The 26,080-nt window shown below is 65.8% G+C and carries 23 protein-coding genes; 13 read left to right on the top strand and 10 right to left on the bottom strand.

The genetic code is table 11. The features are described from left to right. Window positions 1-86 precede the first annotated feature (86 nt). Together F2P45_RS23300 and F2P45_RS23295 are read left to right on the top strand one after the other, a co-directional pair. Entirely contained in the window at window positions 87-776 is a 690-nt protein-coding gene (locus F2P45_RS23300) for a glutathione S-transferase family protein (RefSeq protein ID WP_166880374.1), read from the top strand. 308 nt (window positions 777-1,084) lie between these two features. Then, on the top strand, window positions 1,085-1,537 hold the full coding sequence (locus tag F2P45_RS23295) for a hypothetical protein (RefSeq protein ID WP_166880372.1): 453 nt from the start codon (window positions 1,085-1,087) through the stop codon (window positions 1,535-1,537). A gap of 120 nt (window positions 1,538-1,657) precedes the next feature. Here F2P45_RS23295 and F2P45_RS23290 read toward each other — a convergent pair whose 3' ends face one another. After that, window positions 1,658-2,080, bottom strand: coding sequence for a hypothetical protein (locus F2P45_RS23290; RefSeq protein WP_223164814.1), 423 nt, complete (start codon window positions 2,078-2,080; stop codon window positions 1,658-1,660). A 109-nt stretch (window positions 2,081-2,189) separates the two neighbouring features. Beyond that, window positions 2,190-3,056, bottom strand: a complete 867-nt coding sequence (locus tag F2P45_RS23285; protein ID WP_166880368.1) for a LysR substrate-binding domain-containing protein — start codon at window positions 3,054-3,056, stop codon at window positions 2,190-2,192. A 97-nt stretch (window positions 3,057-3,153) separates the two neighbouring features. Here F2P45_RS23285 and F2P45_RS23280 point away from each other — a divergent pair, with 97 nt between their 5' ends. The 5 genes from F2P45_RS23280 to F2P45_RS23260 all read left to right on the top strand — a co-directional run bounded on the left by F2P45_RS23280 (window position 3,154) and on the right by F2P45_RS23260 (window position 7,689). Next, a complete protein-coding gene (locus tag F2P45_RS23280) occupies window positions 3,154-4,029 on the top strand; it encodes a DMT family transporter (RefSeq protein WP_166880366.1) in 876 nt (291 codons plus the stop codon). Next, window positions 4,029-5,345, top strand: a complete 1,317-nt coding sequence (locus F2P45_RS23275) for an aminopeptidase P N-terminal domain-containing protein (protein WP_166880401.1) — start codon at window positions 4,029-4,031, stop codon at window positions 5,343-5,345. Before F2P45_RS23280 ends, F2P45_RS23275 begins: the two co-directional genes overlap by 1 nt. A gap of 54 nt (window positions 5,346-5,399) precedes the next feature. Next, the gene (locus F2P45_RS23270) at window positions 5,400-5,762 is read left to right on the top strand and encodes a glyoxalase superfamily protein (RefSeq protein ID WP_166880365.1); all 363 of its coding nucleotides are present in this window, start codon (window positions 5,400-5,402) and stop codon (window positions 5,760-5,762) included. 125 nt (window positions 5,763-5,887) lie between these two features. Then, window positions 5,888-6,418 carry a helix-turn-helix domain-containing protein gene (locus F2P45_RS23265; protein WP_166880363.1) on the top strand — a complete coding sequence of 177 codons (531 nt, stop codon included), beginning with the start codon at window positions 5,888-5,890 and terminating at the stop codon, window positions 6,416-6,418. Window positions 6,419-6,420: 2 nt separating this feature from the next. Then, on the top strand, window positions 6,421-7,689 hold the full coding sequence (locus tag F2P45_RS23260; protein WP_166880362.1) for a type II toxin-antitoxin system HipA family toxin: 1,269 nt from the start codon (window positions 6,421-6,423) through the stop codon (window positions 7,687-7,689). Between the two features lie 38 nt (window positions 7,690-7,727). Here the strand turns inward: F2P45_RS23260 and F2P45_RS23255 are convergent, their stop codons facing one another. Both F2P45_RS23255 and F2P45_RS23250 read right to left on the bottom strand, forming a co-directional pair. Further along, window positions 7,728-8,504, bottom strand: a complete 777-nt coding sequence (locus tag F2P45_RS23255) for a LytR/AlgR family response regulator transcription factor (RefSeq protein WP_166880360.1) — start codon at window positions 8,502-8,504, stop codon at window positions 7,728-7,730. Continuing rightward, window positions 8,501-9,544, bottom strand: coding sequence for a sensor histidine kinase (locus F2P45_RS23250; protein ID WP_166880358.1), 1,044 nt, complete (start codon window positions 9,542-9,544; stop codon window positions 8,501-8,503). Before F2P45_RS23250 ends, F2P45_RS23255 begins: the two co-directional genes overlap by 4 nt. Window positions 9,545-9,685: 141 nt before the next feature. Here F2P45_RS23250 and F2P45_RS23245 point away from each other — a divergent pair, with 141 nt between their 5' ends. Beyond that, window positions 9,686-10,540 carry a DUF2306 domain-containing protein gene (locus F2P45_RS23245; protein WP_166880357.1) on the top strand — a complete coding sequence of 285 codons (855 nt, stop codon included), beginning with the start codon at window positions 9,686-9,688 and terminating at the stop codon, window positions 10,538-10,540. Between the two features lie 8 nt (window positions 10,541-10,548). Here the strand turns inward: F2P45_RS23245 and F2P45_RS23240 are convergent, their stop codons facing one another. From F2P45_RS23240 to F2P45_RS23230, 3 genes are all read right to left on the bottom strand, one after another. Beyond that, window positions 10,549-11,082: an isochorismatase family protein gene (locus F2P45_RS23240; RefSeq protein ID WP_166880355.1), complete on the bottom strand. Its 534-nt coding sequence runs from the start codon at window positions 11,080-11,082 to the stop codon at window positions 10,549-10,551. A gap of 357 nt (window positions 11,083-11,439) precedes the next feature. Further along, the gene (locus tag F2P45_RS23235; RefSeq protein WP_166880353.1) at window positions 11,440-14,679 is read right to left on the bottom strand and encodes a DEAD/DEAH box helicase; all 3,240 of its coding nucleotides are present in this window, start codon (window positions 14,677-14,679) and stop codon (window positions 11,440-11,442) included. A 198-nt stretch (window positions 14,680-14,877) separates the two neighbouring features. Further along, complete coding sequence (locus F2P45_RS23230; protein ID WP_166880351.1) at window positions 14,878-16,230, bottom strand: FAD-dependent oxidoreductase; 1,353 nt, start codon at window positions 16,228-16,230, stop codon at window positions 14,878-14,880. Between the two features lie 780 nt (window positions 16,231-17,010). On the opposite strand from F2P45_RS23230, the gene F2P45_RS23225 reads away from it, so the two are divergent. The 4 genes from F2P45_RS23225 to F2P45_RS23210 all read left to right on the top strand — a co-directional run bounded on the left by F2P45_RS23225 (window position 17,011) and on the right by F2P45_RS23210 (window position 20,900). Next, the gene (locus F2P45_RS23225; RefSeq protein ID WP_166880349.1) at window positions 17,011-18,237 is read left to right on the top strand and encodes a pyridoxal-phosphate-dependent aminotransferase family protein; all 1,227 of its coding nucleotides are present in this window, start codon (window positions 17,011-17,013) and stop codon (window positions 18,235-18,237) included. A gap of 157 nt (window positions 18,238-18,394) precedes the next feature. Next, complete coding sequence (locus F2P45_RS36375; protein ID WP_166880348.1) at window positions 18,395-19,012, top strand: DUF4254 domain-containing protein; 618 nt, start codon at window positions 18,395-18,397, stop codon at window positions 19,010-19,012. Then, window positions 19,009-19,815 (top strand): glycosyltransferase family 2 protein, encoded by an 807-nt coding sequence (locus tag F2P45_RS36370; protein ID WP_166880346.1) that lies wholly within the window; start codon window positions 19,009-19,011, stop codon window positions 19,813-19,815. The genes F2P45_RS36375 and F2P45_RS36370 overlap by 4 nt, the downstream gene beginning before the upstream one ends. Then, a complete protein-coding gene (locus F2P45_RS23210) occupies window positions 19,812-20,900 on the top strand; it encodes a glycosyltransferase family 9 protein (RefSeq protein WP_370663301.1) in 1,089 nt (362 codons plus the stop codon). Before F2P45_RS36370 ends, F2P45_RS23210 begins: the two co-directional genes overlap by 4 nt. A gap of 128 nt (window positions 20,901-21,028) precedes the next feature. Here F2P45_RS23210 and F2P45_RS23205 read toward each other — a convergent pair whose 3' ends face one another. Then, complete coding sequence (locus F2P45_RS23205) at window positions 21,029-22,030, bottom strand: glycosyltransferase family 9 protein (RefSeq protein ID WP_166880345.1); 1,002 nt, start codon at window positions 22,028-22,030, stop codon at window positions 21,029-21,031. Between the two features lie 216 nt (window positions 22,031-22,246). Between F2P45_RS23205 and nudC the strand changes: the two genes are divergently transcribed. Then, the gene (nudC, locus tag F2P45_RS23200) at window positions 22,247-23,059 is read left to right on the top strand and encodes an NAD(+) diphosphatase (RefSeq protein ID WP_166880343.1); all 813 of its coding nucleotides are present in this window, start codon (window positions 22,247-22,249) and stop codon (window positions 23,057-23,059) included. A 160-nt stretch (window positions 23,060-23,219) separates the two neighbouring features. Here the strand turns inward: nudC and F2P45_RS23195 are convergent, their stop codons facing one another. Both F2P45_RS23195 and F2P45_RS23190 read right to left on the bottom strand, forming a co-directional pair. Beyond that, on the bottom strand, window positions 23,220-24,038 hold the full coding sequence (locus F2P45_RS23195; RefSeq protein ID WP_166880341.1) for a hypothetical protein: 819 nt from the start codon (window positions 24,036-24,038) through the stop codon (window positions 23,220-23,222). Between the two features lie 114 nt (window positions 24,039-24,152). Next, complete coding sequence (locus F2P45_RS23190; RefSeq protein WP_166880340.1) at window positions 24,153-26,021, bottom strand: AsmA family protein; 1,869 nt, start codon at window positions 26,019-26,021, stop codon at window positions 24,153-24,155. Window positions 26,022-26,080: the final 59 nt, after the last annotated feature.

Raw genomic sequence — 26,080 nt, 5'->3', positions numbered from 1 at the left:
TGGTGGCGATCCGGCCCGAGCCGATGTTGACACTGCGCGTCATCCGGCACATCATTTCCAACTTCGGAAAACGCACAGGCCATCCCATGCATGCGCTCACCCTGCACTACCATCCGCTGTCTTCCTGCTGCCACAAGGTCTTGATCGCGCTCGACGTGTTGGGCATCGCCGTGGACAAAAAGCTGCTCAACCTGGGCGACTCCGGCGAGCGCGCCGCGCACCTGGCGCTGTGCCCGACCGGCAAGATGCCGCTCCTGATGGACGGCCAGCATGCGGTGCCCGAAACGAGCATCATCATCGAGTATCTGCAGCGCCACCATGCCGGCGCGGGCCGCACGCTCATTCCCGATGCGCCCGAGGCCGCGCTCGAGGTGCGCTTGTGGGACCGCCTGTTCGACCTGTACGTGATGACGCCAATGCAGGCGCTGACCGCCGACCTGCTGCGCCCGGAGGGCGAGCGCGACGCACGCGCCGTGGCCCAGGCGCGCGCCGGCCTGGCGTCGGCCTACGCGTTCATCGAACGCCAGCTTGAAGGCCGCACCTGGGTCGCCGCCGACGCCTTCAGCATGGCCGACTGCGCCGCCGCGCCGGCCTTGTTCTATGCCATGGCCTACGTGCCGCTGGCGCCGCAGCATGGGCGCCTGGCGGCGTATGTCGAACGCCTGATGGGCCATCCCTCGGTCGCGCTCACCATCGACCAGGCGCGGCCCTATTTCAAGTTCTTTCCCGGGCGCAGTGGTTTGCCGCGGCGCTACTTCGACCCGGACGCGGCCTGAGGCGCCTGCAAGCCGTCATGGCCCTCACAATCTTGCCATTGGCGGCATGCGCTGGTTCGCCGTGGACAAAGCGATTTACAACGGTGCCACGCTGGCGGCACTCGATAAACATTCCAGGGTGCCGGTGCGGAGCGCCGTAGTTCATGGCGTCTTAGGCGCAGAAGAGCGATGAAAGTACGATAGTGGGTAAACAAGCTACGTTGCAATAATGAAACAAGAATCGCAAAATTGCAATAATTAGCGGGTGTATTGACGAGCGATATGGGATACTTGTTGCGTTTTTAACTACACAATATCCGTGAGTCATCATGAAGAAACCCTTCCTTACCTTCCTCGTTCTCTTTGCACTGGCCTTTGCCTTTTGCACCTGGGTGAACATCAAGAAAATCGATACCCATAACGCCATCGCCAAGTCGCCGGTCTTCGTGCTGGCCACGCCGGAAGGCATCACCAAGAGAACCAAGAAGAGCCGCGAGACCTTCCAGGTGAACTACACCTACGCGGTCGATGGCGCCACCTTCAAGAAAGACACGGATTGGTTCGATACGGTCGAGGAAGCCGAGAAAATGGCGGCCTCGCCGGTGCAGATTGCCTTTGCCACCGGCAAGCCGGACGATAGCATTTTCAAGGCCGAATTCGACACGCGCGATCCCAAGGAAGGCATCATGAGCGCGGTACTGGCCGGGGCCGGCATCGGCCTGTTCATGGCGTTTATCGGTACCCTGGTACTGCTCTGGAAATTCCCGTCGCTGCGCCGCTGATGCGCACCCGCGGCGGCGCCTGTCGGCTGCCGCCAGCAAAAAAGCCAGCCTTCGGGGCTGGCTTTTTTTCGACCGGGGCGGCCGGGTCCATCAACGCTGGCGGCATTCAATCGTGGGCGTTTATGCGCCGGCGCTGCGCGCATTCTGCATTCCGCCCCCCAAGAGACCCAGGAATGCCTGGTAACAGTAGACGCGCGAACGCGAGTTCCCGCTAATCTCCCTGACAATCCCAAGCAGTTCCAATGCATGGAGGACGTTGTTGACGGTCGGTGTACTCAGGCCTGTCATGGTGGTCAGCTGCCTGGCTGTCACACATGGCTGCTTCTGAAAAAGCCCCGGTTCCGGCAACATCATGGCGATGCCGTCAAGACGCCCGATGGCGCGGTCGGCATCGCTCAACTTGCCGATCAGGGAAGCGGAAAAATCAAGCGCGGGATCGGGCGGCAGCGGTGCGGGAACAAACGCATTCACCGGTTCCCCCAAGGCAACCGAGGACACGAATCTGCCAGCCCGGTTCGCCGCGATAGGCATGTTCATCAGCACGGTAAAGGCCTTGGTTAAGCTGCCTTGCTTAGTTAAGCCGCCTTAATAGTAGGCCCACTAATTAAAACGAGCGACTATTTTCTTCATTAGCGCCGGTCCTTGCCCGAAATCACGCCACCGTGCGCAAGGGGCGCAAAGCCGCCATGATTTCGCCCGCCAGGCACGCCACCGCCGGGGTATTGCTGCCGCGGCCGCGCAGCAGCACCAACTCGAGCGGCGCGAGCGGCGGCAAGCCTTCGGCGTCGCCCAGGCGCACCAGGTGCGGCGGGATGCTGCACTCGGCCAGCGCCGCCACCGCCAGGCCCGCATCGACCATCGCCACGATGCCCAGCAGGCTCGGGCTGCTGTAACTGGCGCCATACGGCCTGCCGCTCTTTTCCAGCGCCGCCAGGGTGTGCTCGCGCGCCATGCAGCCCTTGTCGAACAGCGCCACCGGCAGGGGCGATTTTTTCCACACCGCATGGCGTTGCGAGCCGACCCAGACCATCTCCTCACGCCGGATCAGGGTCCCTTCCAGTTCCTCGGCGCGCGTCATCAGCGCCAGGTCGATCTGGCCCTTTTGCAGCAGCGGCCTGAGCAGCGTGCTTTGCAGGCACACCAGCTCGATCTCGACATTGGCGAACAGCTTGGTGAAGCGTTCCAGCACCGGCGGCAGCAGCGATGCCACGTAGTCGTCCGGCGCGCCGAGCACCACGCGCCCGACCACTTCCTGCGTGCGCAGCGCGGCCAGCGCCTGCGCTTCGAGCGCCAGCATCTGGCGCGCGTAAGGCAGCAAGCGCTCGCCCGCCGCCGTCAGTTCGATGCGCCGCGTGTGGCGCGCAAACAGGGCCTGGCCGACCGTGGCTTCGAGCTTCATGATCTGCATGCTCACCGCCGCCTGCGAACGGTGCACGGTATCGGCCGCGCCAATGAAGCTCATGCTGTCGGACGCGGCCACGAAGGTACGCAGCTGGTGCAGGTTCAGGTCTGGGGTCATGGTTTCGATTTTCGAATGGATTTCATCAAATAAATCAGCTTGTTTGATGTGTGGCGCTGTCCGATGATAGCCCGAAACCACGCACAGGAGAGCATGCATGTCCAATCCCGCCGTCTCGTTCGCCGCCGCCATGATCATGATTGGCACGCTCGGTATTTTCTTTCACGAGGCCGGGTTAACGCCGGTCATGACCGTGTTTTTCCGCTGCGCATTCGGAGCCGCCATCCTGCTAGCGTACTGCGCTTACAAAGGCTTGCTCACGAAACAGAACGTCTCGCTCAACAAGCTCGGACTCGCGCTCGGCAGCGGCATCCTGATGTGCCTGAACTGGGTCATGTTCTTCGAAGCCATCGCCCGCATCGGCATTTCCATGACCACCATCGTGTACCACGTGCAGCCATTCCTGGTGCTGATCTTCGGTTCTCTCCTGCTCAAGGAACGGGTGAGCGCCCACAACGTCGGCTGGGTTGGCGTGGGATTCGCCGGCCTGGTGCTGGCATGCGGACTGAAAAGCGGCATGACGCTCGATTCCGGGTATCTGACCGGCATCGCCTTCACGCTCGGCGCCGCCATCGCCTATGCCGGCGTCACGCTCACCACGCGCGCCATCCGCAGCATGCCGCCCCAGCTCACGGCCCTGACCCACTGCCTCACCGGCAGCGTGCTGACGGCCGGGTTTTTCAGCATGCCGGAGGGCGGCATCGAGGCTGCCCAGTGGGGCTGGCTGGCCGGCCTGGGCCTGATCCCGACCGCGCTCGCCTATGTGATGGTGTACGGCGCCACGCCGCGCATGCCGACGGCCGCCATCGCCGTGCTCACCTTTTTGTATCCGGCCTCGGCACTGGTGGTCGATTACCTGGTCTACGGCCACGCGATCGGCGCGTTGCAACTGGCCGGCTTTGCGCTGATCGCCTGCGCCACGCTCGGCGTCAACCTGCAATGGCAGTTCTTCCCAACCATGAAGAGGGCATGATGCATCCCTACCGCACCCGGCGCGCGCGCCTGATCGCACAGATGCACCAGCACGGCGGCGGCGTCGCCGTCATTCCTACCGCGCCCGAAGTCATGCGCAACAACGATGTCGAGTATCCGTTCCGGCACGACAGCTATGCCCATTACCTGTCCGGCGTGACCGAACCGGAAGCGCTGATCGTGCTGGTGGCGGGAGCGCAGCCGCGCGCCATCCTGTTTTGCCGCGACCACGATCCGGCGCTCGAGATCTGGCATGGCGCGCGCCGCGGCCCGCAACAAGCCGGCGCGCATTTCGGCTTCGACCAGGCGTTTCCCGTGGCCGCGCTCGACGAGCACATGCCGGCCCTGCTGGCCGGCGCGCCGTCCCTGTTCGCCGGCATGGGCCGCAACGCCGCGTTCGACGAGCGCCTTCACGGATGGCTGCGCGGCGTGCGCAAGGCGGGCCGCGCGGGCGTGCGCGCGCCGGCGCGCATTCACGACGTCCACATGCTGCTCGACGAGATGCGGCTGTTCAAGGATGACGGCGAACTGGCCATCATGCGGCGCGCCGCCGCCGTCTCGGCCGAGGCCCATCTGCGCGCCATGCGCACGGCCCGCGCGGGTCTCGCCGAATACCAGGTCGAGGCCGAACTGCTGTACGAATTCCACCGCCAGGGCGCGGCCGCGCCGGCCTATCCGTCGATCGTGGCGGCGGGCGCGAACGCCTGCGTGCTGCACCACAATCCCGGCCGCACCCGCTTGCAGCAGGGCGAACTGCTGCTGATCGATGCCGGCTGCGAACTGGACAGCTACGCAGCCGACATCACGCGCACCTTCCCGGTCAGCGGGCGGTTTTCGCCGGCGCAAAGGCGCATCTACCAGATCGTGCTGGACGCGCAACTGGGCGCCATCGACGCGGTCCGCCCCGGCGCCCACGTCATGGCGCCGCACGAGGCGGCGCTGCGCATCCTCGCCCAGGGCATGCTCGATACCGGACTGCTGCAGGCCGATTGTGTCGGCGCGCTGGACGACGTCGTTCACAGCGGCGCCTGGCGCCAGTTCTTCATGTGTAAAACCAGCCACTGGCTCGGCATGGACGTGCATGACGTCGGCAGCTACCGCGAGCCGGACAGCGATGCCTGGCGCATCCTGCACCCCGGCATGACGCTCACCGTCGAACCGGGCCTGTACATCCGGCCGGCGCCGGGCGTGCCGGAGCAGTACTGGCACATCGGGATCCGGATCGAGGACGACGTCGCGGTGACGCCGGCGGGCAGGGAAGTGATGAGCGCCGGCGTGCCCAAGGCGGTGGACGAGCTCGAAGCGCTGCTGCCTTGACAAGGCGCGCCGCATGCCGCAGTCTGGCCGGATCAGACCCATCAGGAGCGACGTATGCAGTTTTCCCCGGCCATCCCCATCCTGCGTATTTTCTCGGAGCAAAAAGCGCGCGAGCATTACCTCGATTTCCTCGGCTTCAGCTGCGAATGGGAGCACCGCTTCGAGGAGGGCATGCCCTTGTATATGGAAGTGAAGCGGGGCGATCTGGTCATCCACCTGAGCGGGCACCATGGCGACGCCACGCCGGGCTCGACCATTTTCGTGCACGTCAGCGATATCGACACCCTGCACCAGGAACTGATCGCGAAGAATGACGCCTATGCGCGTCCGGGCGTGGACGATTTGCCGTGGGGCAGGGTGATGCAGGTCGGCGATCCTTTCGGCAACCGCATCCGCTTTTGCCAGCCGCCGGCATGACGGTAAAAGTGCCATTATTTTAGCCATTTAGTTAAAAATTATCTAAAATAAGAGCACTGCTACTTAATGTCGCTGTTGTGCTACTATTTTCAGCAGGGTAGTTAAGCTGCTCTATACACTGCGCCATGGCCAAGACAATCTCCCCCTTACTGCCCACCACCGATGCGCTGCTGCATGACTTCGGTGAACGCTTGCGCCTGGCCCGCCAGCGCCGCAAGCTCACCGCCAAGCAAGTGGCGCAACGTGCGGGAATGGCGCCGATGACGCTGCGCGCGGTCGAGCGCGGCGGCGCGGGCGTGACCATCGGTGCTTACCTCGCGGTCATGCAAATCCTTGGCCTCGAGAATGACTTTACCCTGCTTGCCAATGCGGATGAGGCGGGCAGAGACCTTCAAGATGCGCGGCTGCATGCGAAGGTGCGCCGAAGCGTCGATCAATTACTGCACGATGCATCCGGCAAGCGGATGAAAAAAGTTCCCGAGCCGTCACCACGAAAACAGATAAGGAATGCAGTACCGCAAGCAGATGTGCCTTTGCCGCACGCGCCGGCGCCGGCGTCCGGCGGCAACTGGATCGAAGAAGGTGGCTTTTCCAGTGCGGAAGTGCTTGCGGAGCTGATCACGCCGGATAGCCAGGCCGTCAAGAAGGGGCGTTGACCGTGACCAGGAGCATCGCCGTGTATGCCGATTGGGAAGGTCTTGCCGGCCCAAGCAATGTAGGCACCCTGCACGCGCACCTGGGAGCCGGAAAAGAAGTTTTCGAGTTCGAGTTCGATCCAAGCGCACTAAGCCATTCGCAGATCGCTGGTGTATCCCTGGATCCTCGCTTGGCGTATTACCCTGGCCGGCAACATCCAGCTCAGGGCAAGCTATTTGGCTTGTTCGCCGATGCCAGCCCCGACCGCTGGGGGCGCATGTTGATGCGGCGCCGCCTGGAGCGCGAGCAGCGCGCTGGCATGGCCGACCCGCGCCGCCGTCTGCTGGAATCGGATTATCTGCTCGGCGTGCATGATCAATATCGTATCGGGGCGCTGCGGTTTCGCGTCGGCGACCTGGGCGACTTTCTCGACAGCAGGTCGGAATTGGCCGCGCCGCCCTTCGTCAAGCTGCGCGAACTGGAAGCGGCCGTCGCGGCGCTCGAGCGCGACCGGGACAATACCGCTCGCGCCGGAGCGCACTGGTTAAACATGTTGATTGCTCCAGGTGGCTCGCTGGGCGGCGCCCGGCCCAAGGCCAGCGTGGTGGACCCCGACGGCAGGCTGTGGATCGCCAAATTCCCCAGCCTGCAGGATGAGCGCAATGTCGGCGCATGGGAGCTGGTGGCGCAAACGCTCGCAAGACAGTGCGGTCTTGCCGTGCCGGACAGCCTGGCACGGCAGTTCGCCAGCCCGTACCACACCTTTCTCGTCAAGCGCTTCGACCGCACTGTCGACGGGCGCCGTCTGCATTTCGCTTCCGCCATGACGCTGACCGGCCACCACGACGGTGATGACGCCGACACCGGTGTCAGCTACCTGGATCTGGCGCGGGTCCTAATTGACCATGGAGCCCGGACCAACGTCGACCTGCGCGAGTTGTGGACCAGGATCCTGTTTAACGTACTTGTATCGAACACGGACGATCATTTGCGCAATCACGGATTTCTACTTGAACCAGGGCGTGGCTGGCGCTTGTCGCCAGCGTACGACATGAATCCGGTACCGGAATCGTCGGCACTGAAACTGAACATCAGCGAGCACGACAATGCGCTCGACCTTGACCTGGTGGTCTCGGTAGCGCCTTACTTTCGCGTGAGCGAGGACCAGGCGCAGACGATCATCCGGCGCTGTATCTGCGTGGTTGGCCAGTGGCGCAAAGTGGCAACGGCGCTCAAGCTCCCGGATCGCGAGCAAAACGACATGGCCTGCGCATTCCGCCTGGCCGGGTGAATTTGCGCGCGCTACGCCTGGCCGTTTCGGCAGCCGCGCTACATCTGCCGAAAATGATGCAGATAGCTGCGGCTGACCGGCAGCACCTCGGTGCGCCCGCGCAGGTGCACATCGGCGGTCTCGTTCACCCCGCGCACCACGTCGCTCACGTAATGCAGATTGACGATCACCGAACGGTGGATCTGCACGAAGCAGTCAGGATCGAGTTCATCGCCCAGTTCGCGGATGCTCTTGCGGATCAGCGCCGCGCCATCCATCCACACCACCGAGGTGTACTTGCCCTCCGCCCGCATGAAGAGCACCTGCTCGACCGGGATCAGGCGCACGCGGCTGCCGACCGAGGCCCTGATCCATTGCAGCCAGGTGCGCGCCGCGCCACGCTGGCGCAGTTCGCCGGCCATGCGTTCGAGCAGCGCGTCGAAGGCGGCGCCGGCGCCGGCGGCGGGCGCTTTGTCCAGCCGCGCCTGCAAGCGCTGCACCGTGTCGGCCAGGCGCGCCGCATCGACCGGCTTGACCAGGTAATCGATGGCGCCCTGCTCGAACGCCTGCACCGCGTACTGCTCGTAGGCGGTCACGAACACGATCTGCGCGCGCCGCGCCAGCGAGCGCGCCGCCTCGATCCCGTTCAGCCCCGGCATGTGCACATCCAGGAACACGATCGCCGGCCGATGCTGGTCGAACAGCTCGACCGCCTCGGCGCCGTTGCGCGCGTCCGCCACGATCTCCAGTTGCGGCCACAGCCGCGCCAGCTGCGCGCGCAGGTGCTCGCGCAGCAGCGGTTCGTCGTCGGCGATCAGGGCGGTGGGGTGGCTCATGCGGCGCTCCGTGGCGTAAAAGTCAGTTCGACGTGGACGCCATGCGGCGTTTCTTCATGCAGATCGAGGCGCGCGCCGGGACCGTAGAACGCTTGCAGGCGCGTGCGCACATTGGCCAGCCCGGTGCCCGGCTGGGCCGATTCCGACATCCCCTGTCCGCTATCGCCGACCCACAGGCTGACGCGCCCGCTGGCGGCATCGGCCTGGCCGCCAACCTCGATGCGCCCGCCCTCAAGGCTCGGATCGATACCGTGCCGCACCGCGTTTTCCACCAGGGTCAGCAGGGCCATCGCCGGAAACGGCAGGCCGTGCAGTTCCGGCGCCACCCGCACGCTGAACTGCAAGCGGTCGGGCATGCGCATGTGCATCAGCTCCAGGTAGGCGCGCACCAGTTGCAGTTCGGTGTCGAGGGTCGCGTCGGCGTCGTTCAGGCGCGGCATGGCGGCCTTGAGATAGGCGATCAGGTGGCGCAGCACCGGGCCGGCGTTGTCCGACCCGGTCTCCACCAGCGCCGCGATATTGGCCAGTGTATTGAACAGGAAGTGCGGCTCGATCTGCGCCTGCAGCAGGCGCAGGCGCGCGGCCGTCAGTTCGCGTTCGAGCGTATCGCGCTCGCGTTCTTGTCGCAGGCGCAAGGCGCGCTCGTGCGCCTTGCGTTCGAGGCGCAGCGCCACCAGCGTCGCCAGCGTGCCGATGACGCTCGACAGGATGGCCAGCATGATGTAACCGTACACCAGCGCGCGCTTGGCCGGAACCGGCTCGGTCAGCAGGAAAATCGCCAGCGTGGCCAGCGGCGCCATCAGCACCACCGCCAGCAGCCGCAGCCAGCGCCGGCGCAGGGTGCCGCTCGCGGTGTAAGTGAGCAGCAAGAGCACGCCGATGAACCCGATGCGCAACAGCACCGACAGGAACGGGCCGGACGACAAGGCCGCCAGCACCCACGACAGCTGAAGCGTGATGAGCAGCACCACCAGCCATTGGCGCGGGGTCGGCAGGGCCGGATGGCGCGCGGACGCGGCGCGGAGCGGTGGATTGGTCATCCCGCCACGATAACCGTTCGGCGACCGTCGTTCAAGCCCGGAAAACCGCCGCCCGTCGCGCCGTTCGCCGCGCATGCTCGCCAGCGCGGCCGCTTCCTTCTACTGTGCATGCAAAGACCATCACACCAAAAGGAGCCTCCCATGATCTTGCAAACTGCCGCACAGCGGCCGCCCACGGCATCGGCTGATACGGGCACGCCCGCGCCGAGCGACACCGGCGCACGCGCCCTGGCGTGGTCGGCGCGCCTGTGGTTCGCCGTGGCCGTGGCCGGGCAACTGCTGTTTGCCTGGTATGTCGCCGCCTTCTACGGCGGCGCGCTGGCGCAAGGCGACCTGGCGCAATGGAACAAGGTGATGCCGCGCGGGTATATCGCTGGCGACACGGCCGGCAATGCCGCCATCGGCCTGCATCTGCTGGCGGCGGTGGTGATCACCGTCGGCGGCGCGCTCCAGCTGCTGGCGCCGCTGCGGCGGCTGGCGCCCGCGTTTCACCGCTGGAACGGGCGCGTGTATGTGCTGCTGGCGGTGGCGTCCAGCCTGATCGGCCTGTACATGGTGTGGTTTCGCGGCGCGGTGGGCGGCCTGGCGCAGCACGTGGGCATCAGCGGCAACGCCGTGCTGATCGTCGTGTGCGCGGCATATGCCGTCCATCATGCGCGCGCCGGCCGCATCGCGCAGCACCGGCGCTGGGCGCTGCGCCTGTACCTTGCGGTCAGCGGCGTGTGGTTCTTCCGGATCGGCCTGATGGCATGGATCGTCGCCAACCGCGGGCCGGCCGGGTTCGATCCGGTGACCTTCCAGGGGCCGTTCCTGAGTTTCCTGTCGTTTGCCCAGTACCTGCTGCCGCTGGCGCTGCTGGAACTGTTTGCGCGCGTGCAGGCGAGCGGCCAGGGAAAGGCGCGCATCATGATGGCCGCCGCCATGCTGGTGCTGAGCGTGGCGACGGCGGCCGGCGTGGCTGCGGCGACGATGATCCTGTGGCTACCGCATCTGTGACCGCCGGTTTAGTCCGGGAACGCCTGCGCCGTCGTGCGCACCGCCAGGGTGCTGCCGGCGGGGGGCGGCAGCCCTGCCCAGACCCAGTTGTGGTGCGCGATGATGGCCGGCGCATCCATGTGCGGGCGGTCGGCGGTGGTATGCGCGTCGGACAGGGCCACCACCTGCAGGCCGCGCGAGGCGGCCGCGCGCACGGCGCTATCGACGCAGAACTCGCTGGCGAAGCCGCTGACATACAAGGTCGAGCTTGCGCTCGCTGCCAGCTGGGCCGCCAGATCGGTCGCGGCGAAGGCATCGGCGGCCAGCTTGTGCACGGTGCTGTCGGTGGCGGCCTGTTCCAGCGCCGGGATGACTTGCCACGCGGCCGAGCCGATCGGGACATCCGCATTCGCATGCTGGACGAAGATCACCTTGCCGCCCTGCGCACGGATGTGCCTGGCGGCGTGATTGATGCGCTGGACCACGCCATCGGTGTCGGTACAGGGACTGGCAGGGTCGGCCAGCCAGGCGTTTTGCATATCGATGATCAGGAGCGTTTTCATTGAAACCCTTGGAAACAGTGATGAGAGAAGCATCAGTGTCCCCCAGACATCGCCTCAGATAAACTGGCGCCGGGTTCGCAGATTCCGAACCTCGGGTTGCGAATCCCCCGACCCGCCACTCAGCATCCCCCTACAACCGGGGTCAGAGCTTTAATTAGAAACAAAATTCCAGTAAGAACGACAAAACGCTTGCGTGACCCCCAAGCGCGTTTGCGGCACAGAAAACGTGACGAATCGGGGGCCGACGCCGGTGGTGCAAGAAAAATGTTTCGAGTCAGAGCTCTGACCCCGGTTGTGCGCCGGGGAATATGTTTCGAGTCAGAGCTCTGACCCCGGTTGGGGGGCCGTCCTACACTGTTAGGAAATGGCGGGGAGGGCGTCGGCGAGTTTGCTGCCGAACGGGGTGCGCGACCATTGCTGGCGGTTGCCGATCACGTACAGGCGCCGCCTGGCGCGCGTGGCGGCGACGTTGATGATGTTGGGCCGCCCCGCCGCCCACTGGCGCGCGCCGTCGCTCTTGCCGCCGAGGACCAGCAGCACCGTCTCGCATTCCTTGCCCTGGAAGGTGTGTAGCGTGCCGACGTGCCCTTGCAGCCATGCGGCCACAGCCTCGTCGCTGGCCGCGCCGGCCCATTCGTCCACCCGCGCCTTGAGCAAACCGGCCAGCCCCTGCGCCACCGATTTGAACGGGGTGATCAGGAACAGTTCCGGCAAGCCGTGCGCTTTGCCAACCCAGCCTTCGCTGGCGTAGCGCACCACCATGTCGGCCGCGAGCGCACCTTCGCGTTCGTTGTAGTGCTCGTCGAACTCGCCCGCGCCGATGTCGTGCCAGCACGACGGTCCGAGCAGCGGCCGGCTGGCGCTGGCCTGTTCTTCCTCGGCGCGCGCCGGGCCGTAGACCATCTTGGCGTTGTAGGCAATCTGGTTCGACAGCGAAAACATCGGGTCGGCGCAGCGCCGGTGCACGCGCAGCGGCGCGCCCACCCACAGGTCGCTGCCGTCGTACTGCACCACGTTGGCGCCGAAGCGGTTGCCGCGGTCGGCCAGGTGCTGCGCCGAGTACGCCGTCAGCCGGTGCTCTTGCGGCGCGTCGTGGTACGCGAGGATGCCGGCGTCGAGCTTCGGGTCCATCGTGAGCACCGGTTCGACCTGCAGCGGGTCGCCCACGATCAGCGCGCGTTTCGAACGCCAGATGGCGCCCAGCGCGTGCGATGGCACCGCCTGCCCGGCTTCGTCCACCAGCAGCAGGCCGATGTCTCCTTCGCCCAGGTCGGCGAAGCAGCGCGACACCGAGGCGAACGTGCTCGACACCACCGGCACCGCCAGGAAGAAGCTGGCCCACAGATGGCGCGCCATGGCCGGCAAATGCGGCTGGATGTGGCCTTCCTGCGCCAGCATGGACAGGGCCAGGCGGAAGTTGGTCTCGAACGGCTTGCCGGCGTGCTTGAGGAAGGCCTTGTGCAGGTGCATCGCGGCGATGAACACGTCGGCCCGCGCGGCATGGTAGTCGGGGTTGCTGCGCGGGAGGGTCTTCTGCTGTTGTTCGACCGGCAGCGCGGCGAACGCGGCCGGGTCGAACGCGGCTTCGCCCAGGCTGGCCGCGAGCGCGTCCACGCGTTCGGCAAGCGTGTGCAGCGCCTGCGCGCGGGCGCTGGCGTCGAGCTGGGCCGCCTGCCAGTGGGCGGCGCAGTTGCTGGCGCTGGTGCTCGCTTCAAGGCGCGTCAGTGCCAGGCGCGCGCGTTCGCTGCGCAGGTGGTCGTACTCGTCCGACAGGGCCTGCTGGCGCGCCACGAAGCCGGCGTAGCGTGCCTTGCGCAAGAAGCGCGCCAGCAACTGGCGCCAGGCCGGCCATTCGGCCGCGTGCAGCTCGCGCTCGCGCAGGTTGACGGCGATGGCGGCCGCGTTGCCGGACGATTGCGTGTCGAGCGCGGCCAGCGCGGCGCTCGCTTGCGCGTTGCGCTGGCCGGCCAGGTCGGCGGCGGCATCGGCGGCGGCGCACAGGGCGTCGGCCGCCTTGCGTTGCGGCAGCGCGTTGTCGTATTCGAGGATGGCGGCCTGCATCGCTTCGACCCTGGCCACGGCGCTGTTGAAGTGCGCGCGCGCCGTTTCCCAGTTGAGCGCGGCGCCGGCGCCGGCCAGCTGTTTGGCCAGTCCCAGCTCCTTGAAAAAGCCGAGGCGGTTGGCGACCAGGCTGCGGTTGGCTTTTTTGCCGAGCGGGACCGAGATCAGGCCCCAGCAACGGATCTTGCCGTGCTCGTCATCGTCCTTGTCTTCTGCGCTGGCCTCGCTGTCGGCCTGGTCCGCCTCGCCCGGCATTTTCTTCTTTTCTTCGTTGAGGATCGATTCGGCGCTGGCGCCAAAGTAGTCGAACGGTTCGCCGTTGAACAGCAGCGGCTGCGGCGCGACTTTCTTGATATTGGGCAGGTCGAGCGTGATGTTTTCGACCGCCTTGTTGTTGGCGCTGGCAACCACGATGCCGCTGTCGAGCAGGCGTTCGTCGAGGTGGTAGCAGTTGCCCTTGAGCGACACGCCATTGCTGTTGGCCGGATACGTGATCTGGTGCGGGCTGCGCGCAAACGCCGCTTCCGGATTAGCGAACTCGGCCAGGATTTTGGCGCGCTCGACCACGCGGGCGGCGATCACGTCCATCAGCAGGGTGGTCTTGCCGGTGCCGGGCGGGCCGTTGACCGAAAAGATGCCGCCCGCGGCCAGGGTTTCCAGGCCGATGTTGACGGCCACCTGCTGCATCAGGAACAGCGGGAAGGCGCTCGGCCAGCGTCCGTTTGGCAAGCGGCGCGGGGCGAGCGCGGCGTTGACCGAACCCGGGCGCGTGATGTCGCGCCGCGCGGCGCTGCGCTCGTGGCCGTCGAGGTAAGCCTGGATCTGGGGCGAGCCGGGACCGGTTTCGGCGTCCTGGCGCATGCGCTCGAGGTCGTCGAGGTAAAAGGAGTTGATCGGGTCCATCTCCGGTTCGCGCGCGAACTTCTTGCCGCGCCGGTCGATCAGCGCGACTTCGTGCGCGCACAGTTGCGCACGCGCCAGCAGGCTGCGCGGTTGCCAGTCCAGCTCGGTGATGAGATACCCGGTGACCTGGTCGAACCAGGCGGCGTCGGCGATGTCGTGGTTGCCCATGGCCAGTTCGTGCAGTTTGTTTTGCAGGCCGGACAGGGTGCTGCTGTAACCGATCGTGGTCTTGTTTTTCTTTTCCGCAAAGGCGACCGCGAATGCGCCCAACTGCAGGGTGTCGACGTCGGGCCGGCCATCCGAGCCGATTTCGATAGCGCAAAGGAAGGTGTTGCCCCTGGCCGGACGCTGGTGGTTGCCGCCGAAGGTGTCGGCATTCGGGTCCAGCGGAAACATCTCGGCCAGTTCGGCTTCCAGCACGCTCTTTTCGACCAGGCCGAACCAGACGAAATACTTGTGCTGGCCGTGCACGGCATCGGCGCCCAGGGTGCCGCGCGGCGCGGGCAGCCACGGCAGCGGCTCGTCGTAGCGCTTGAACAGCGCGGGCCGCTTGCCTGCCTTGGGAATATCCGGATACATGAGTGCTTCGACATCGAACCAATATCGCAGCGTGTTGACGTACTGTGCAGGCATAGGATTTTTCCGGGAGTGTGGCCGGGCGCTGAACGCGCGGGCCGGCCATCTTGCATGACCGTGCTGGCGATCATTTGACAAGGCGGAATTGTAACTTCACTCGCCGCAAAAAAACCCTTGATTTCACAATGCCGTACGCATCGGGCATGACTTGCGCGCGCCGCGCATCCGTGCCGATGCGCGGCGCTCCCCGTGGCACTATCCGGCGTAGTCGACCGGATCGCCCGCCAGCGGCGCGTACTCGCCGCTGGGGTCGGCGCTGGCCTGGTCGACCATGTGCGCGTAGCCGCTGAAGTCGGCCGCCTCGAAGCCGAACGGCAGGCGCGTGGCCGCCTTGTCGTAGTTGACGTAGGGCCGCACGGCCTGGGCCAGCTCGTCGCGGCGCCAGCCCATGGCGATGGCATGGGCGATCAGGCGGCCCTGTTTTTTGGCGATCGGGGCCGGGCTGCCCCACAGCGCCGGCGCGCCGGTGAACCACAGGCCGGGATAGCGCGCGTGCAGCACGTTGCCGACCAGCTGCTGCGGCTGCTCGCTGCCTTCGGCCAGGATGGCCTGGCTCTGGTAGCCGGTGCAGCAGACGATCACGTCGGCCTCGCAACTGCTGCCGTCGGCGAAACAGGCGCTGCGCTGGTCGACGTGCGCGAGCGCGGGGCGCAAGGGAACCATGCCGCTGCGCATCGGTCCCAGCATGCTGTCGCTGACGGTGATGCGCTGGCGCCCGACGTCGATTTCGTGGCTGGACGGGTCGACCGCATGGCCGATGGCGCCGTGTTCGCGGCAGGCATCCCACAGCCGCGCCTGGTAGCTGTGGCGGAAGGTTTCCTTCAGCGCGCGCATGGCGGCGTCGATCGGGCTGCCGTGGATCAGGCGCGGCACCAGCCAGGTGGGACTGCGGCCCGACAGCACCAGTTGCTGCGCCACCGGAAACAGTTTTGCCGCGCACGCCATCGCGGCATTGCCCAGGCCGACGATGAGCACGCGCTGGCCGGCGAAGCGGCTCAGGTCGCGCACGTCGGACGAATGGAGGATGCGCCCGGCAAAGTGGGCCGCGCCGGCAATCACGGGCAACTGCGGCGTGTGGTACAGCCCGCCCGCATACACCACGTGTTCGAAGTGGCGCAGCAGGGGCGCGGCGGCCTGGTCGGCGCTGGCGATCAGCAGGTCGGCCCCGGCGTCATGCAGCGAGGGCGTCACGCACAGCACCTTGGTCGAGGTGAAGATGCGCGAGGCCAGGCCCTGGCGCTTGATGGTGTCGAGGCATTGCTCGGTGTACGCGGCCCAGCTGCCGGCGCTCGGGTGCGACAGCGCCAGTTGTGCTGCGGCGCTGCGGCCCAGGTCCGGATACAGCGTCGACAGCGGGGCCTTGCCCCACAGCCCGCCCGGTTCGGAACGCGCTTCGAACAGCACCGGGTCAAGGCCGCGCTGCAGCATCTCGGCGGCGGCCGCCATGCCGCTGCTGCCGGCGCCGATGATGGCGATGCGCGGCCGGCTCATCACGCCGCTGGCCACGCGCGCGGCCAGGTCGGCAAAAGTGGGCAGGGCGGCGCTCATCGGCGCATCCCCGCGCGCCGCCCGGCCGGCGGCGCCGCGTCACAATGTGGCAAAGACAATTGCCCGGATCGGGACTCATCAACAGATCGAATTATCGACATCGTATTCATCACTCGCAGGACGGATCAATGAAAGCGGCATGCGGTTTGCGCATGCCGGGAATGCGTTGTTAATGCCGGATCCGGCATTTTTACGAAATATTGTTATTTCGTCGGGGCGATTAAAAACGATTTGCCATCGGAGTGTCAATCAATATTGCGAAGGTATTAGCGATGACAATTTGTGTCGCATAAGAAAGTGCGATAAGTGATTGAATTTAAACGATTTTGGTTTTTGCTTCTATTTCTGGCTGTTGTTGTTGCGCCAATTGAGATGTTGAAAATTCGCACATCGGCGGGAAGCGGCGCAGGCCCGTAGTTGCAGAGCTCGGAAGGATGCGCGATTAATTAATTGAACATTAATTGTTATGGCAAAAAGACCATATTTGTCATTCGCGCGTCATAATCCTGTGCCTGTTTATTGTGCTGATTCCGATTAAATAATCCGGAGCGTCATGAAAAAACGGGAGCGCTATGCCAAAAGACACATTTAATGGTTGTCTTTACGCATATTCGGCAAACTATTGATCTGAATCATATGGGAGAAGGAAAAATGATCCGGTTTGCATAAAACGGACAGTGCGGCGCCCGCTTCCAGCGCCAAAAATCCCCGCCGGAAACTTGTTAATCGATTGCAGGCTATGATGAATGATCCGTTACACACACTTTGAGGAGTTACCGCATGGTTGAGGCAATCCGCGTTCCCGACATAGTCCCGCTCGAACACATCCTGCCGGATGAACCCTTGCTGATGATGGGCGCGGGCCCGGTACCGATTCCGCCCGCCGTGGCCGCCGCCAATTCGATCGTCATCAACCACCTCGGCGACACCATGAACCAGGTCATCGCGCAGGTGAAGGAGATGGGGCGCTACGTGTTCCAGACCAGTTCCTCGCACGTGATGGGCGTCGGCGGGCCGGGCTCGGCGGCGATGGAAATGGCGATCGCCAACCTGGTCCATCCGGGCGACAAGGTTTTATGCATCTGCAACGGCTACTTCAGCAAGCGCATGGCCGAGATGGTCAGCCGCGTGCGCGGCGAGCCGACCCTGCTGCACATCGACAACAACGAAAGCGCCAGCGTCGAGCTGGTGCAGCGCGCACTGGCCAAGGGCGGCTATGCGGCCATTACCCTGGTGCAGGGCGAGACCTCGAACACGGTCTGCAATCACAGCCTGGGCAGCATCGCCCGCATGGCGCACGGGCACGGCTGCCTGGTGATCGTCGACGCCGTCTGCACGCTCAGCACCATGGCGCTCGACATGGATGCCTGGCAAGTCGACGCCGTCATTACCGGCGGGCAGAAAGGGCTGTCCTCGATTCCGGGCGTATCGCTGCTGGCGTTCTCGGAACATGCCTGGGCCAAAAAGATCGCCACGCGCAGCCACCAGCCGTTTCACTGGTGCCTCGACGCCCAGCTGGCCGACCAGTTCTGGAACCAGAAGTCGTATCACTACACCGCGCCCGTGTCCGGCATCCTGGCGCTGCACGAAGCGCTGCGCCTGGTGTGCGCCGAAACCTTGCCGCGCCGCTTTGCGCGCCACCAGCAATGCTCGGAAGCGCTGCAGGCCGGCATCGAAGCGCTCGGGCTGGACTTGCTGGTGCCCAAGCAGCACCGGCTCAATTCGGTGATCGGCATCGTCACACCGGCTCACGTCTCGTCCGATGTGGTGCGGGCGCACATGTCGCGCGTGCACAAGGTGGAAATTTCCGGCGCCTTCGGCCTGAACATCCTGCGCATCGGCCAGATGGGCGAGCAGAGCCGCGCGCATAACCTGTTCCGCACCCTGCACGCCTTCGGTTCCAGCATGCAGGCCGGCGGCGCCAGCCTCGACCTTCCGGCCGGCATGGCCGAACTGGAGCGCTCGCTGTCGCGCCATGCGGTCGCGCAGCCGGCCCAGCAAGGCTGACAAATCGGGGTGAACCTGGGCCGGCCGGCGTGCAGCAGGCATTTGAAGCAGACATTGACGACGATTCAAGCTGCGCGGGGAACTTTGCGCGTGCCGCACCGCTCCAAGCTACATACGGTTGCGCTGGCATCCGGAGGTTTCCCCAAGGAGAGTTGCGATGCTCAAGGACGTCGACGCCGTCTCGTTGTTGCAGTGGCACGATGCCAGGCTGGGAGACGCCGGCCTGCCGGTGCCGGCCCACAGCCCCTTGTGGCGCTGGATCGAGTCCAATCACCGGCACAACTGCCTGCTGTGGGATGAAGAAGACCGCGCCCGCCGCACCGATGCCGGCAGCGCCGCCATTGCCGCCAGCAAGCGCCTGATCGACCAGCACAACCAGTTGCGCAACGACGCGGTCGAATTCATCGACGAAGCCTTGCTTGCGCAGCTAGGCGGCATCGAGCTGCACGCCGATGCGCGCCTGAGCAGCGAGACGGCGGGCGCCATGATCGACCGGCTGTCCATCCTCGCGCTGAAGATTTTTCATATGCACGCGCAGACACGGCGCAGCGAAGCGGGCGCCGTGCATGTGGCCACATGCACGGCCAGGCTGCATCGGCTGGTGGCGCAGCGGCATGACCTGGCGTGCTGTCTCGATCGCCTGCTGTTCGAAGCCGCCACCGGGTATGCCTACTTCAAGGTCTACCGCCAGTTCAAGATGTACAACGATCCCGCGCTCAACCCCTGGCTGTACGGCGCGGCGCCCGCGCAGCAGCGCAGCGGGGCGGCGCCATGAACGACGCCACCATCGACGTGCTGATACCGACCTGCAATCGCGCGGCGGCGCTGGCGGTGACCCTGACGGCGCTGGGGGCGCAGACGCAGCGCCATTTGCGCATCGTGGTGTCCGACCAGTCCGATGGCGAGGGCGCCGCCGCCAGCGGCGAGGTGCGCGCCGTGCTGCGCTACCTGGCGGCGCAAGGACTGCGCGTCGACCTGCTGCGCCACCTGCCGCGGCGCGGCATGGCCGAGCAGCGCGCCTTCTTGCTGGCGCAGGCAAGGGCGCCTTGCTGCCTGTTTCTCGACGACGACGTCATCATCGAAAGCGACCTGGTCGAACGCATGGCGCGCACCATGCGGCAACAGCGCTGCGGCTTCGTCGGCAGCGCCCTGCACGGGCTCAGCCATGCGGATGACTTCCGCCCGCATCAGCAAGCCATCGACTTCTGGGATGGACAGGTCGAGCCGGAAGTCGTGGCGCCTGGCGGCAGCGCGTGGGAGCGGCATCACCTGCACAGCGCGGCCAATCTGTTCCATGTGCAGCGGCGGCTGGACATCGGACGCGATGCCACGCGCGCCTACCGGGTCGCGTGGATCGGCGGTTGCGTTCTGTTCGATACGGATAAATTGCGGGCGGCGGGCGGCTTCGATTTCTGGAACGCGCTGCCGGCGGAACACTGCGGCGAAGATGTGCTGGCACAACTGCGCGTGATGGCGCGCTCGGGCGGCTGCGGCATCATTCCATCGGGCGCCTATCATATGGAATTGCCGACCACGGTGACGTCGCGCCGGGTCGACGCACCAAGGGTGCTGCTGTGATCGGCGCGGAACGCGCGCCGCTGGCCGACGTGCGCACCATTGCCGTGCTGCGGCCGAACGCGCTGGGCGACTTTGTGTTTTGCCTGCCGGCCTTGCATGCGCTCAAGCAGTGCTATCCGGCGGCACGCCTGGTGTACATCGGTCTTGCGTGGCATGCGGCGTTTCTGGACGGGCGCGCGGGGCCGGTCGATGCGGTGGCGGTCATGCCGCCCACTCCCGGCATGGGCATGCAGGGAGATGCCGATCCGCGCGCCGTCGAGGCCTTTGTCGACCAGCTGCGCGCAGCCAACATCGATCTGGCGCTGCAGTTGTTCGGAGGCGGACGCCACGCCAACCCTTTTGTGCGCCGTCTCGGCGCCCGCCTGACGGTGGGCATGTGCGCCCGCGACGCCGAGCCGCTGGAGCGCAATGTCCGCCACGAGGGCCTGGTCAACCGGCGCTTGCAATTGCTGGAAGTGGCGGCCCTGGCCGGTGCGTCGGCATGGCCGATGCGGCGCGAGCTGCACGCGACCCGCGACGATCTGGCGCAGGCGGCGCGCTTGCTGCCGCCTGAGAGCGAGCGGCCGCTGGTCTTGTTGCAGCCGGGCGCGACCGACCCTCGGCGGCGCTGGCCGGTGCGGCGTTTCGCGGCGCTCGGCGATCTGCTGGCGGGGCAAGGGGCGCTGGTGGCGGTCAACGGCAGTGCCGAGGAGGGAGCGCTGGTGCGCGAGCTCATTGCGGCGATGCGTCATCCGGTGATCGATCTGAGCGGCAAGGCCTCGCTCGCTGCGCTGTGCGGGATTCTGGCGCGCAGTGCGCTGGTGGTATCGAACGATACCGGCCCGCTGCACCTTGCGCTGGCGCTCGGCACGCCTGCCGTCGGCATTTACTGGCTGACCAACCTGATCGAATCGGGGCCGCTCAGGCAGGAGGGACATCGGGCGGTGGTGTCGCTGCGTGTGCATTGTCCGGTCTGCGGAGAAGCGAACATCAAGACGCGCTGTGCGCACGACGCCAGCTTTGTCGACGAGGTGCCGCAGGAAGAGGTCAATGCGCTGGCGCTGGAGTTGCTGCGTGAAGGAGGACGCATGGATCTTGCAGCGTAAGGGATGTGGACGCGTATTGCCGCAGGAGCGACTTGGGTGGTGGCAGGAATGACGCCCGTGACGACAACAGGCGAAGCTGATCGACGTCCCATCGCACTCCATGCGGATGCGCTCCCGTCTGTCTTCGCTTACCGCAACATCAGCAAGGCCCTCGCCTGATCGATCACGCTCTTCGCCTGCTCGCCGAACGGGTCCCACAGGCAGCGGTGCAATTGCTGGTCGAGCGGCGCCCAGCGGCGGATATCGGCCTTGCTGAAGATAACCACGCTGCGCAGTCCGAGCCCGGCGGCAATGTGGGACACACCCGTGTCGTTGCAAATCAGCAGGCGCGCACGGCTCATCAAGGCCGCCATGGCGCCGATCGACAGCGGCCCGGCGGCATCGACCGGTGGCCGCCGCATCAGACGCCCCACGGCCGCCGTCAGCGGCGCCTCGGCGGGCGAACCGGTCAGCACCGTTGTGAGCCTCGGCCGGATCGCAAGCTGGTCCGCCACCGCCGCAAACCGTGCGGCCGGCCAGCACTTGTCGGCCGCGCGCGCGCCGGGATGAATGCACACGTAGCTGCCCGGCGCCAATCCGCGCGTCACGCCGCTCGCTGCCAGCTCCCGCTCGTCCGCCTCGGTGATCGGAAATTCGAGTTGCGGACCACAGGCCGGCGCACCGAGCCCGCTGGTCAGCGCCAGCAGCCGCAGCGGTTCCGCGCCGGTGTCCGGAAAGGGAATCAGATAGTCATTTTTGCCGCCGGGACCGGGGCCGAAGCCCGCCATCGCGCGCGCGCCGAACGCCCGCACCACGGCGTTGCTGTGCTGGCCGTTGCCATGCATCTGCAGCGCCATGTCGAAGCGGCGCGCGCGCATGCCCGCGTAAAAATCAGGCAGCAGCTCAGGCCTGACCGCTTGTTCGGGAAACGCTGCGTGACCGGGAAAGACAATGAACTCGTCGATATAGCGCCTGAACCGGTGGGCGAACTGGTCCGCCCAGGGCAAACCCACCAGGCTGATACGCGCCCGAGGCATGGCTGCGCGCAAGGCGCGCAGGGCCGGCACCGCGCACAGCATATCGCCAAGCTGGAGCGCGCGGAAAATGACCACGGTGGTGCTGTCGTGCTGATTCAGCCAGGAAGAGGTCATGGGTCGATGTCATTCATGTGAACATCTGTGCCGCCGTTGCGCGGCAGCGCTGATGGTATGGATATGACACAGCGCTATCGCTTGCGTTCACTGCGGCGCGCAGCGGCTTGATGCAGATCGCATCTGGTGCGCGTGGCATTACCATGGCCGCGTAATCTGTGCTCTAAAAAATGCGGTATGCTGCCTGCAATCCACAACATCCACAAGGTTGGCCGCATGCTTCAAATGCCCTCATCGTTTACGCCGCTGATTACGGCGCAATCCCATCCTGATCCGGTCACGTTTGTGTTCCACGGCAGCCGCCTGCTGCTGCGCGAGGGCGAGCTGGCGCTTCCTTCCGCACAAGAGCTGGTCCGGCTGGAGATCGCAGGCACGCCGCATCCGGTTGGCCTGTTGGGCGAGCGATATTGCCAGACTTTCTGGCGCGACAATGACGAGCTGGCCTTGCCGGGTTACGCCTGGCGCAGCATGCGCTCCCTGTTCGGCGCGTTCGACGAGGACCTGCTCAGTGTGGCCGGCCGTGCCAGCCAGATTGCCGAATGGGCGCGCACGCACCGTTTCTGCGGCGCCTGCGCCCAGCCGATGCAGCTCAAAGCGGGCGAGCGCTGCTATGTGTGCAGCGCTTGCGGGATGATGGCGTATCCGCGCATTTCGCCGGCGATGATGGTGCTCATCCGCAAGGGCGACCATGTCTTGCTGGCGCTGCACGCAGCGTCCGCCGCCAAGCGCTTCACGCCGCTGGCGGGTTTCCTTGAAGCGGGCGAATCGGTGGAAGAAGCGGTGCACCGCGAGGTGTTCGAAGAGGTCGGCTTGCGGGTCCACAACCTGCAATATTTCTCAAGCCAATCGTGGCCATTTCCGCACTCCCTGATGATTGCCTTCACCGCCGATTATCTCGACGGCGAAATCCGGGTCGACCCGAGCGAAATCATCGAAGCGCGCTGGTTCGGGCCGCATGACGAATGGCCCGAACGCGTGCCGCACTTCTCCGTCTCCACCATCCTGGTCGATGCCCACCGCCCGACCTGAGCCACCATCCTGGCTGTCAATCTGGTGTCAGGTCTGACATTAATCTGGTGTCAGGTCTGACTTTCGGACACGAGCTGAACATTGCAAACCTGTTGCTCCGGTTTTTACAGATGACTCCGTGTCCGAATGTCAGACCTGACACCAGCGTTGGACACCGGCCCTATGGCTTGGGCCCGGTACCGCGTATCTGCACCGTGCGCTTCATCAGGTCGAACCAGAAGGGGGCGCCGAACAGCGCCGTCGAGGCGGTCAGCGCCCAGCCGGCGATACTGAGGGCGAAGTGCCGGTCCAGGGCCGGCGGAAATTGTTCCCAGCCAATCGGCAAGGTCCACAGCATCTGCAGCGCCTGCGGGTTCAGCGTGGCCGGCGCCGCGCCGATCTGCGCCGCCAGCGAGGGATGCGCCCACAAGGTACGGAACAGGTGGATGCTGTCGATATTGAACAGCGCCGCCAGCAGCAGCGACAGCAGCACGCTGATCAGCATTGAGCGCCGTTTGTAGACGCCCGACACACGTTCCATCGCACTGTCGAACCAGCCTTCCACCGAGGCTTGAAAACGCGCCATGTCGCCCCCGGCGCGCTGGTAGATGCTCTGCAGCGCACGCTTGATCTGCGGGTCGGGAAGGGCGTCGATGTCGCGCCCGAGCTGGTCGTAGTCGCCCGGAATCGACTGCACCGCGTCGATCAGCGCAATCGCGAAATGCTCGGGCTTGATATACGAGGGCTTGGCGCCGATGTGTTCCTGCCCAGGCTGGGCCGGATTGCCGTGCGGATTGACCAGCGCGTGCGCGTACAGGGTGCGCGCCAACGCGGTGAAATCCGGATCGTTGAGCATGCTCTTGATGCCTTCGAGCAGCCCGCGTGCGCGCATCTTGAGCGCCGAAGCCAGCGCTTCCTGCACCGTGCTGACAATCAATGCCACTGTCGCGTAGCAAAAGGTCAGGCCAATCGCCACTTCAAGGACTGTGCTGCCGAACATAGATCCTCCCGATGAGTTTGCAAGGGGTTTGCCATGTCCGACGCTAGCCCAAAGCCGGCCTGTGCGGCACAGGTTTGCTCAACAAAAGGAGGCGCCGTGGTGCGCCCGCCACGATCAATGCGGAAACAGCCCGCCGAGCGCGTCCTTGACGCGGTCTTTCAGTTTTTCCTTGCCGCCAGCCGGGATGCGCGCACCCATCTTGTGCGCCGCTTCGCTGCCCAGCGCGGCCACATCGACCTGCCACGTCATTTGCGTCAGCGGGCCGGTGAGCGCGACCGGTACCGTCAGCCCGTCCAGCGTACCAATGGCGGGACCATCCTGCCCCGTCAGGCTCGGCACCACGGTGCAACGCAAGCGGTAGTCGATGGTGTCGTGCGCGAGGTCGAGCCGGCCTTCGCCGCCGATGCGCAGCAGCGCCGTGCTCGCCGACAAATCCGTGTTGTGGGCAACGCCGCGCTCGATCCGGAAACTCGCGCCCAGTTCGCTGAAACCGGTCGATTCCGCGTCGCTGCCCACGCCGGCGGCGGCCCTGGCCTCGCGCACCAGCCGGCCCAGGTCGATGCCGGCGATGACGCCGTCGCGCAGGCGCAGCGCCGCCGTGCCTCCCAGCGCTTGGCGCAGGGCGGTGGTGCCGGCGCCACGCGTGTGCAGGTCGAGCTGGACATCGCCGCGCCCGGTCAGCGGTGTCTTGCCGGTGGCATCGAGCAACAGGGGGCCGAGCGAGATGCCGCGCAAGTCTTGCACCAGCGCCATGCGCGGCGCGCTGGCATCGTCCGTGAAGTCGATGCTCAGCGATCCATTGCCGTTGCCGCCGTACAGCGTGGCCGAGAGCGGCTTGATGGTGGTCTTGCCGGCGCCGGCCAGCAACACCGCGTGCACGTTCGCGGCGCGCACGCCGCCCACGCTCAGCTCGCCCACTTGCAAGGTGCCGCTGGCGCGCAGCCGGGCCAGCGCCGACAGGTCGATGGGCTGGTCCGACGCGGTAGCCGGCGCGGTAGCCGACGCGGTAGCCGGCGCGGTAGCCGAGGCCGCCTCCACAGCCGCCGGCACCGTGCGCGCGCGGTAGCGTGCCAGGTCCACCCGGTCGATATCGATGTCGAGTTGCAGCAGGCCGCCGCGCAGCGCGCCTTTGCCGCTCACGCTGCTGTCGTCGATCTTGCCTTTGAGCGCGGCGACAATCGCTTCCTTGCCGAAATCGATCTCGATACTGCCTTTCAATTTGGCGCGCGACTCGATACCGGCCCGGCTCGACAGGTCGAGATTGGCGTCGAGCTCCGTCATCGCCACCCGGCGCGTGTCGCGGTCGAGCGAAAAGCCGCTCTCGAAAATGAGCACGGTGTTGAGCGCCGGCTGGTCGACGCCAATATTGGCCGACAGCGCGACCCGGCTCGGTACCCCGTGCGCGATCGGCCCGGAATCGATGTTCAGACGCGCAATGTCAACGATGCGCCCGGCCTTGCGGTCGTCGAAGCGCAGGTGGGCGTTGTCGACCCGGATGCTGTCGACCGCGAAGCGGACCTTGGCCGGGCCGGCGCCTGCATTGCCGGCGGCGTCCGCCTGCTGGCCGGGATGTTTCACGCGCGCGGCGGTCAGATCGTCGATGTTCATGCTGCCATCGATCTGGCGCACCATGGTGGCGCGCATGCCGCGCAGTTCGATGCGGTCGACCACGACTTCCTGGCGCAGCAGCAGCGGCACCAGCGCGAACGACAGGCGCACGCTGTCGAGCGCGGCGAATTCGCCCTTGCCGCCCAGTTCCGACAGGCTGGCCTTGCCCAAGTTCACGCCCAGGCGCGGGTACAGCGCCAGTGTGATATCGCCGCCGATGGTCAGCGTGCGCCGGGTCTTTTCGTGCACCCGCTCCACGATGGCGCTCTTGTAGGCGTTCGGGTCGAAGCGGGCCGCCACGATGCCCAGGGCGCTGCCCAGCACCAGCACGGTGGCGCCCAGCGCGATGACGGCGAACCTGATGCGTGCTTGCATGACGAAACTCGGAGGCTGGAGAGGCGTCGAGTGTAGCACCGGGCAAGCCCGATGGCATG

The organism is Massilia mucilaginosa (assembly GCF_011682145.1).
GTDB classification, from domain to species: domain Bacteria; phylum Pseudomonadota; class Gammaproteobacteria; order Burkholderiales; family Burkholderiaceae_D; genus Telluria_A; species Telluria_A mucilaginosa.
Note: the sequence above shows the minus strand (reverse complement) of the source record. Positions and strands in the feature narration are given on the sequence as shown.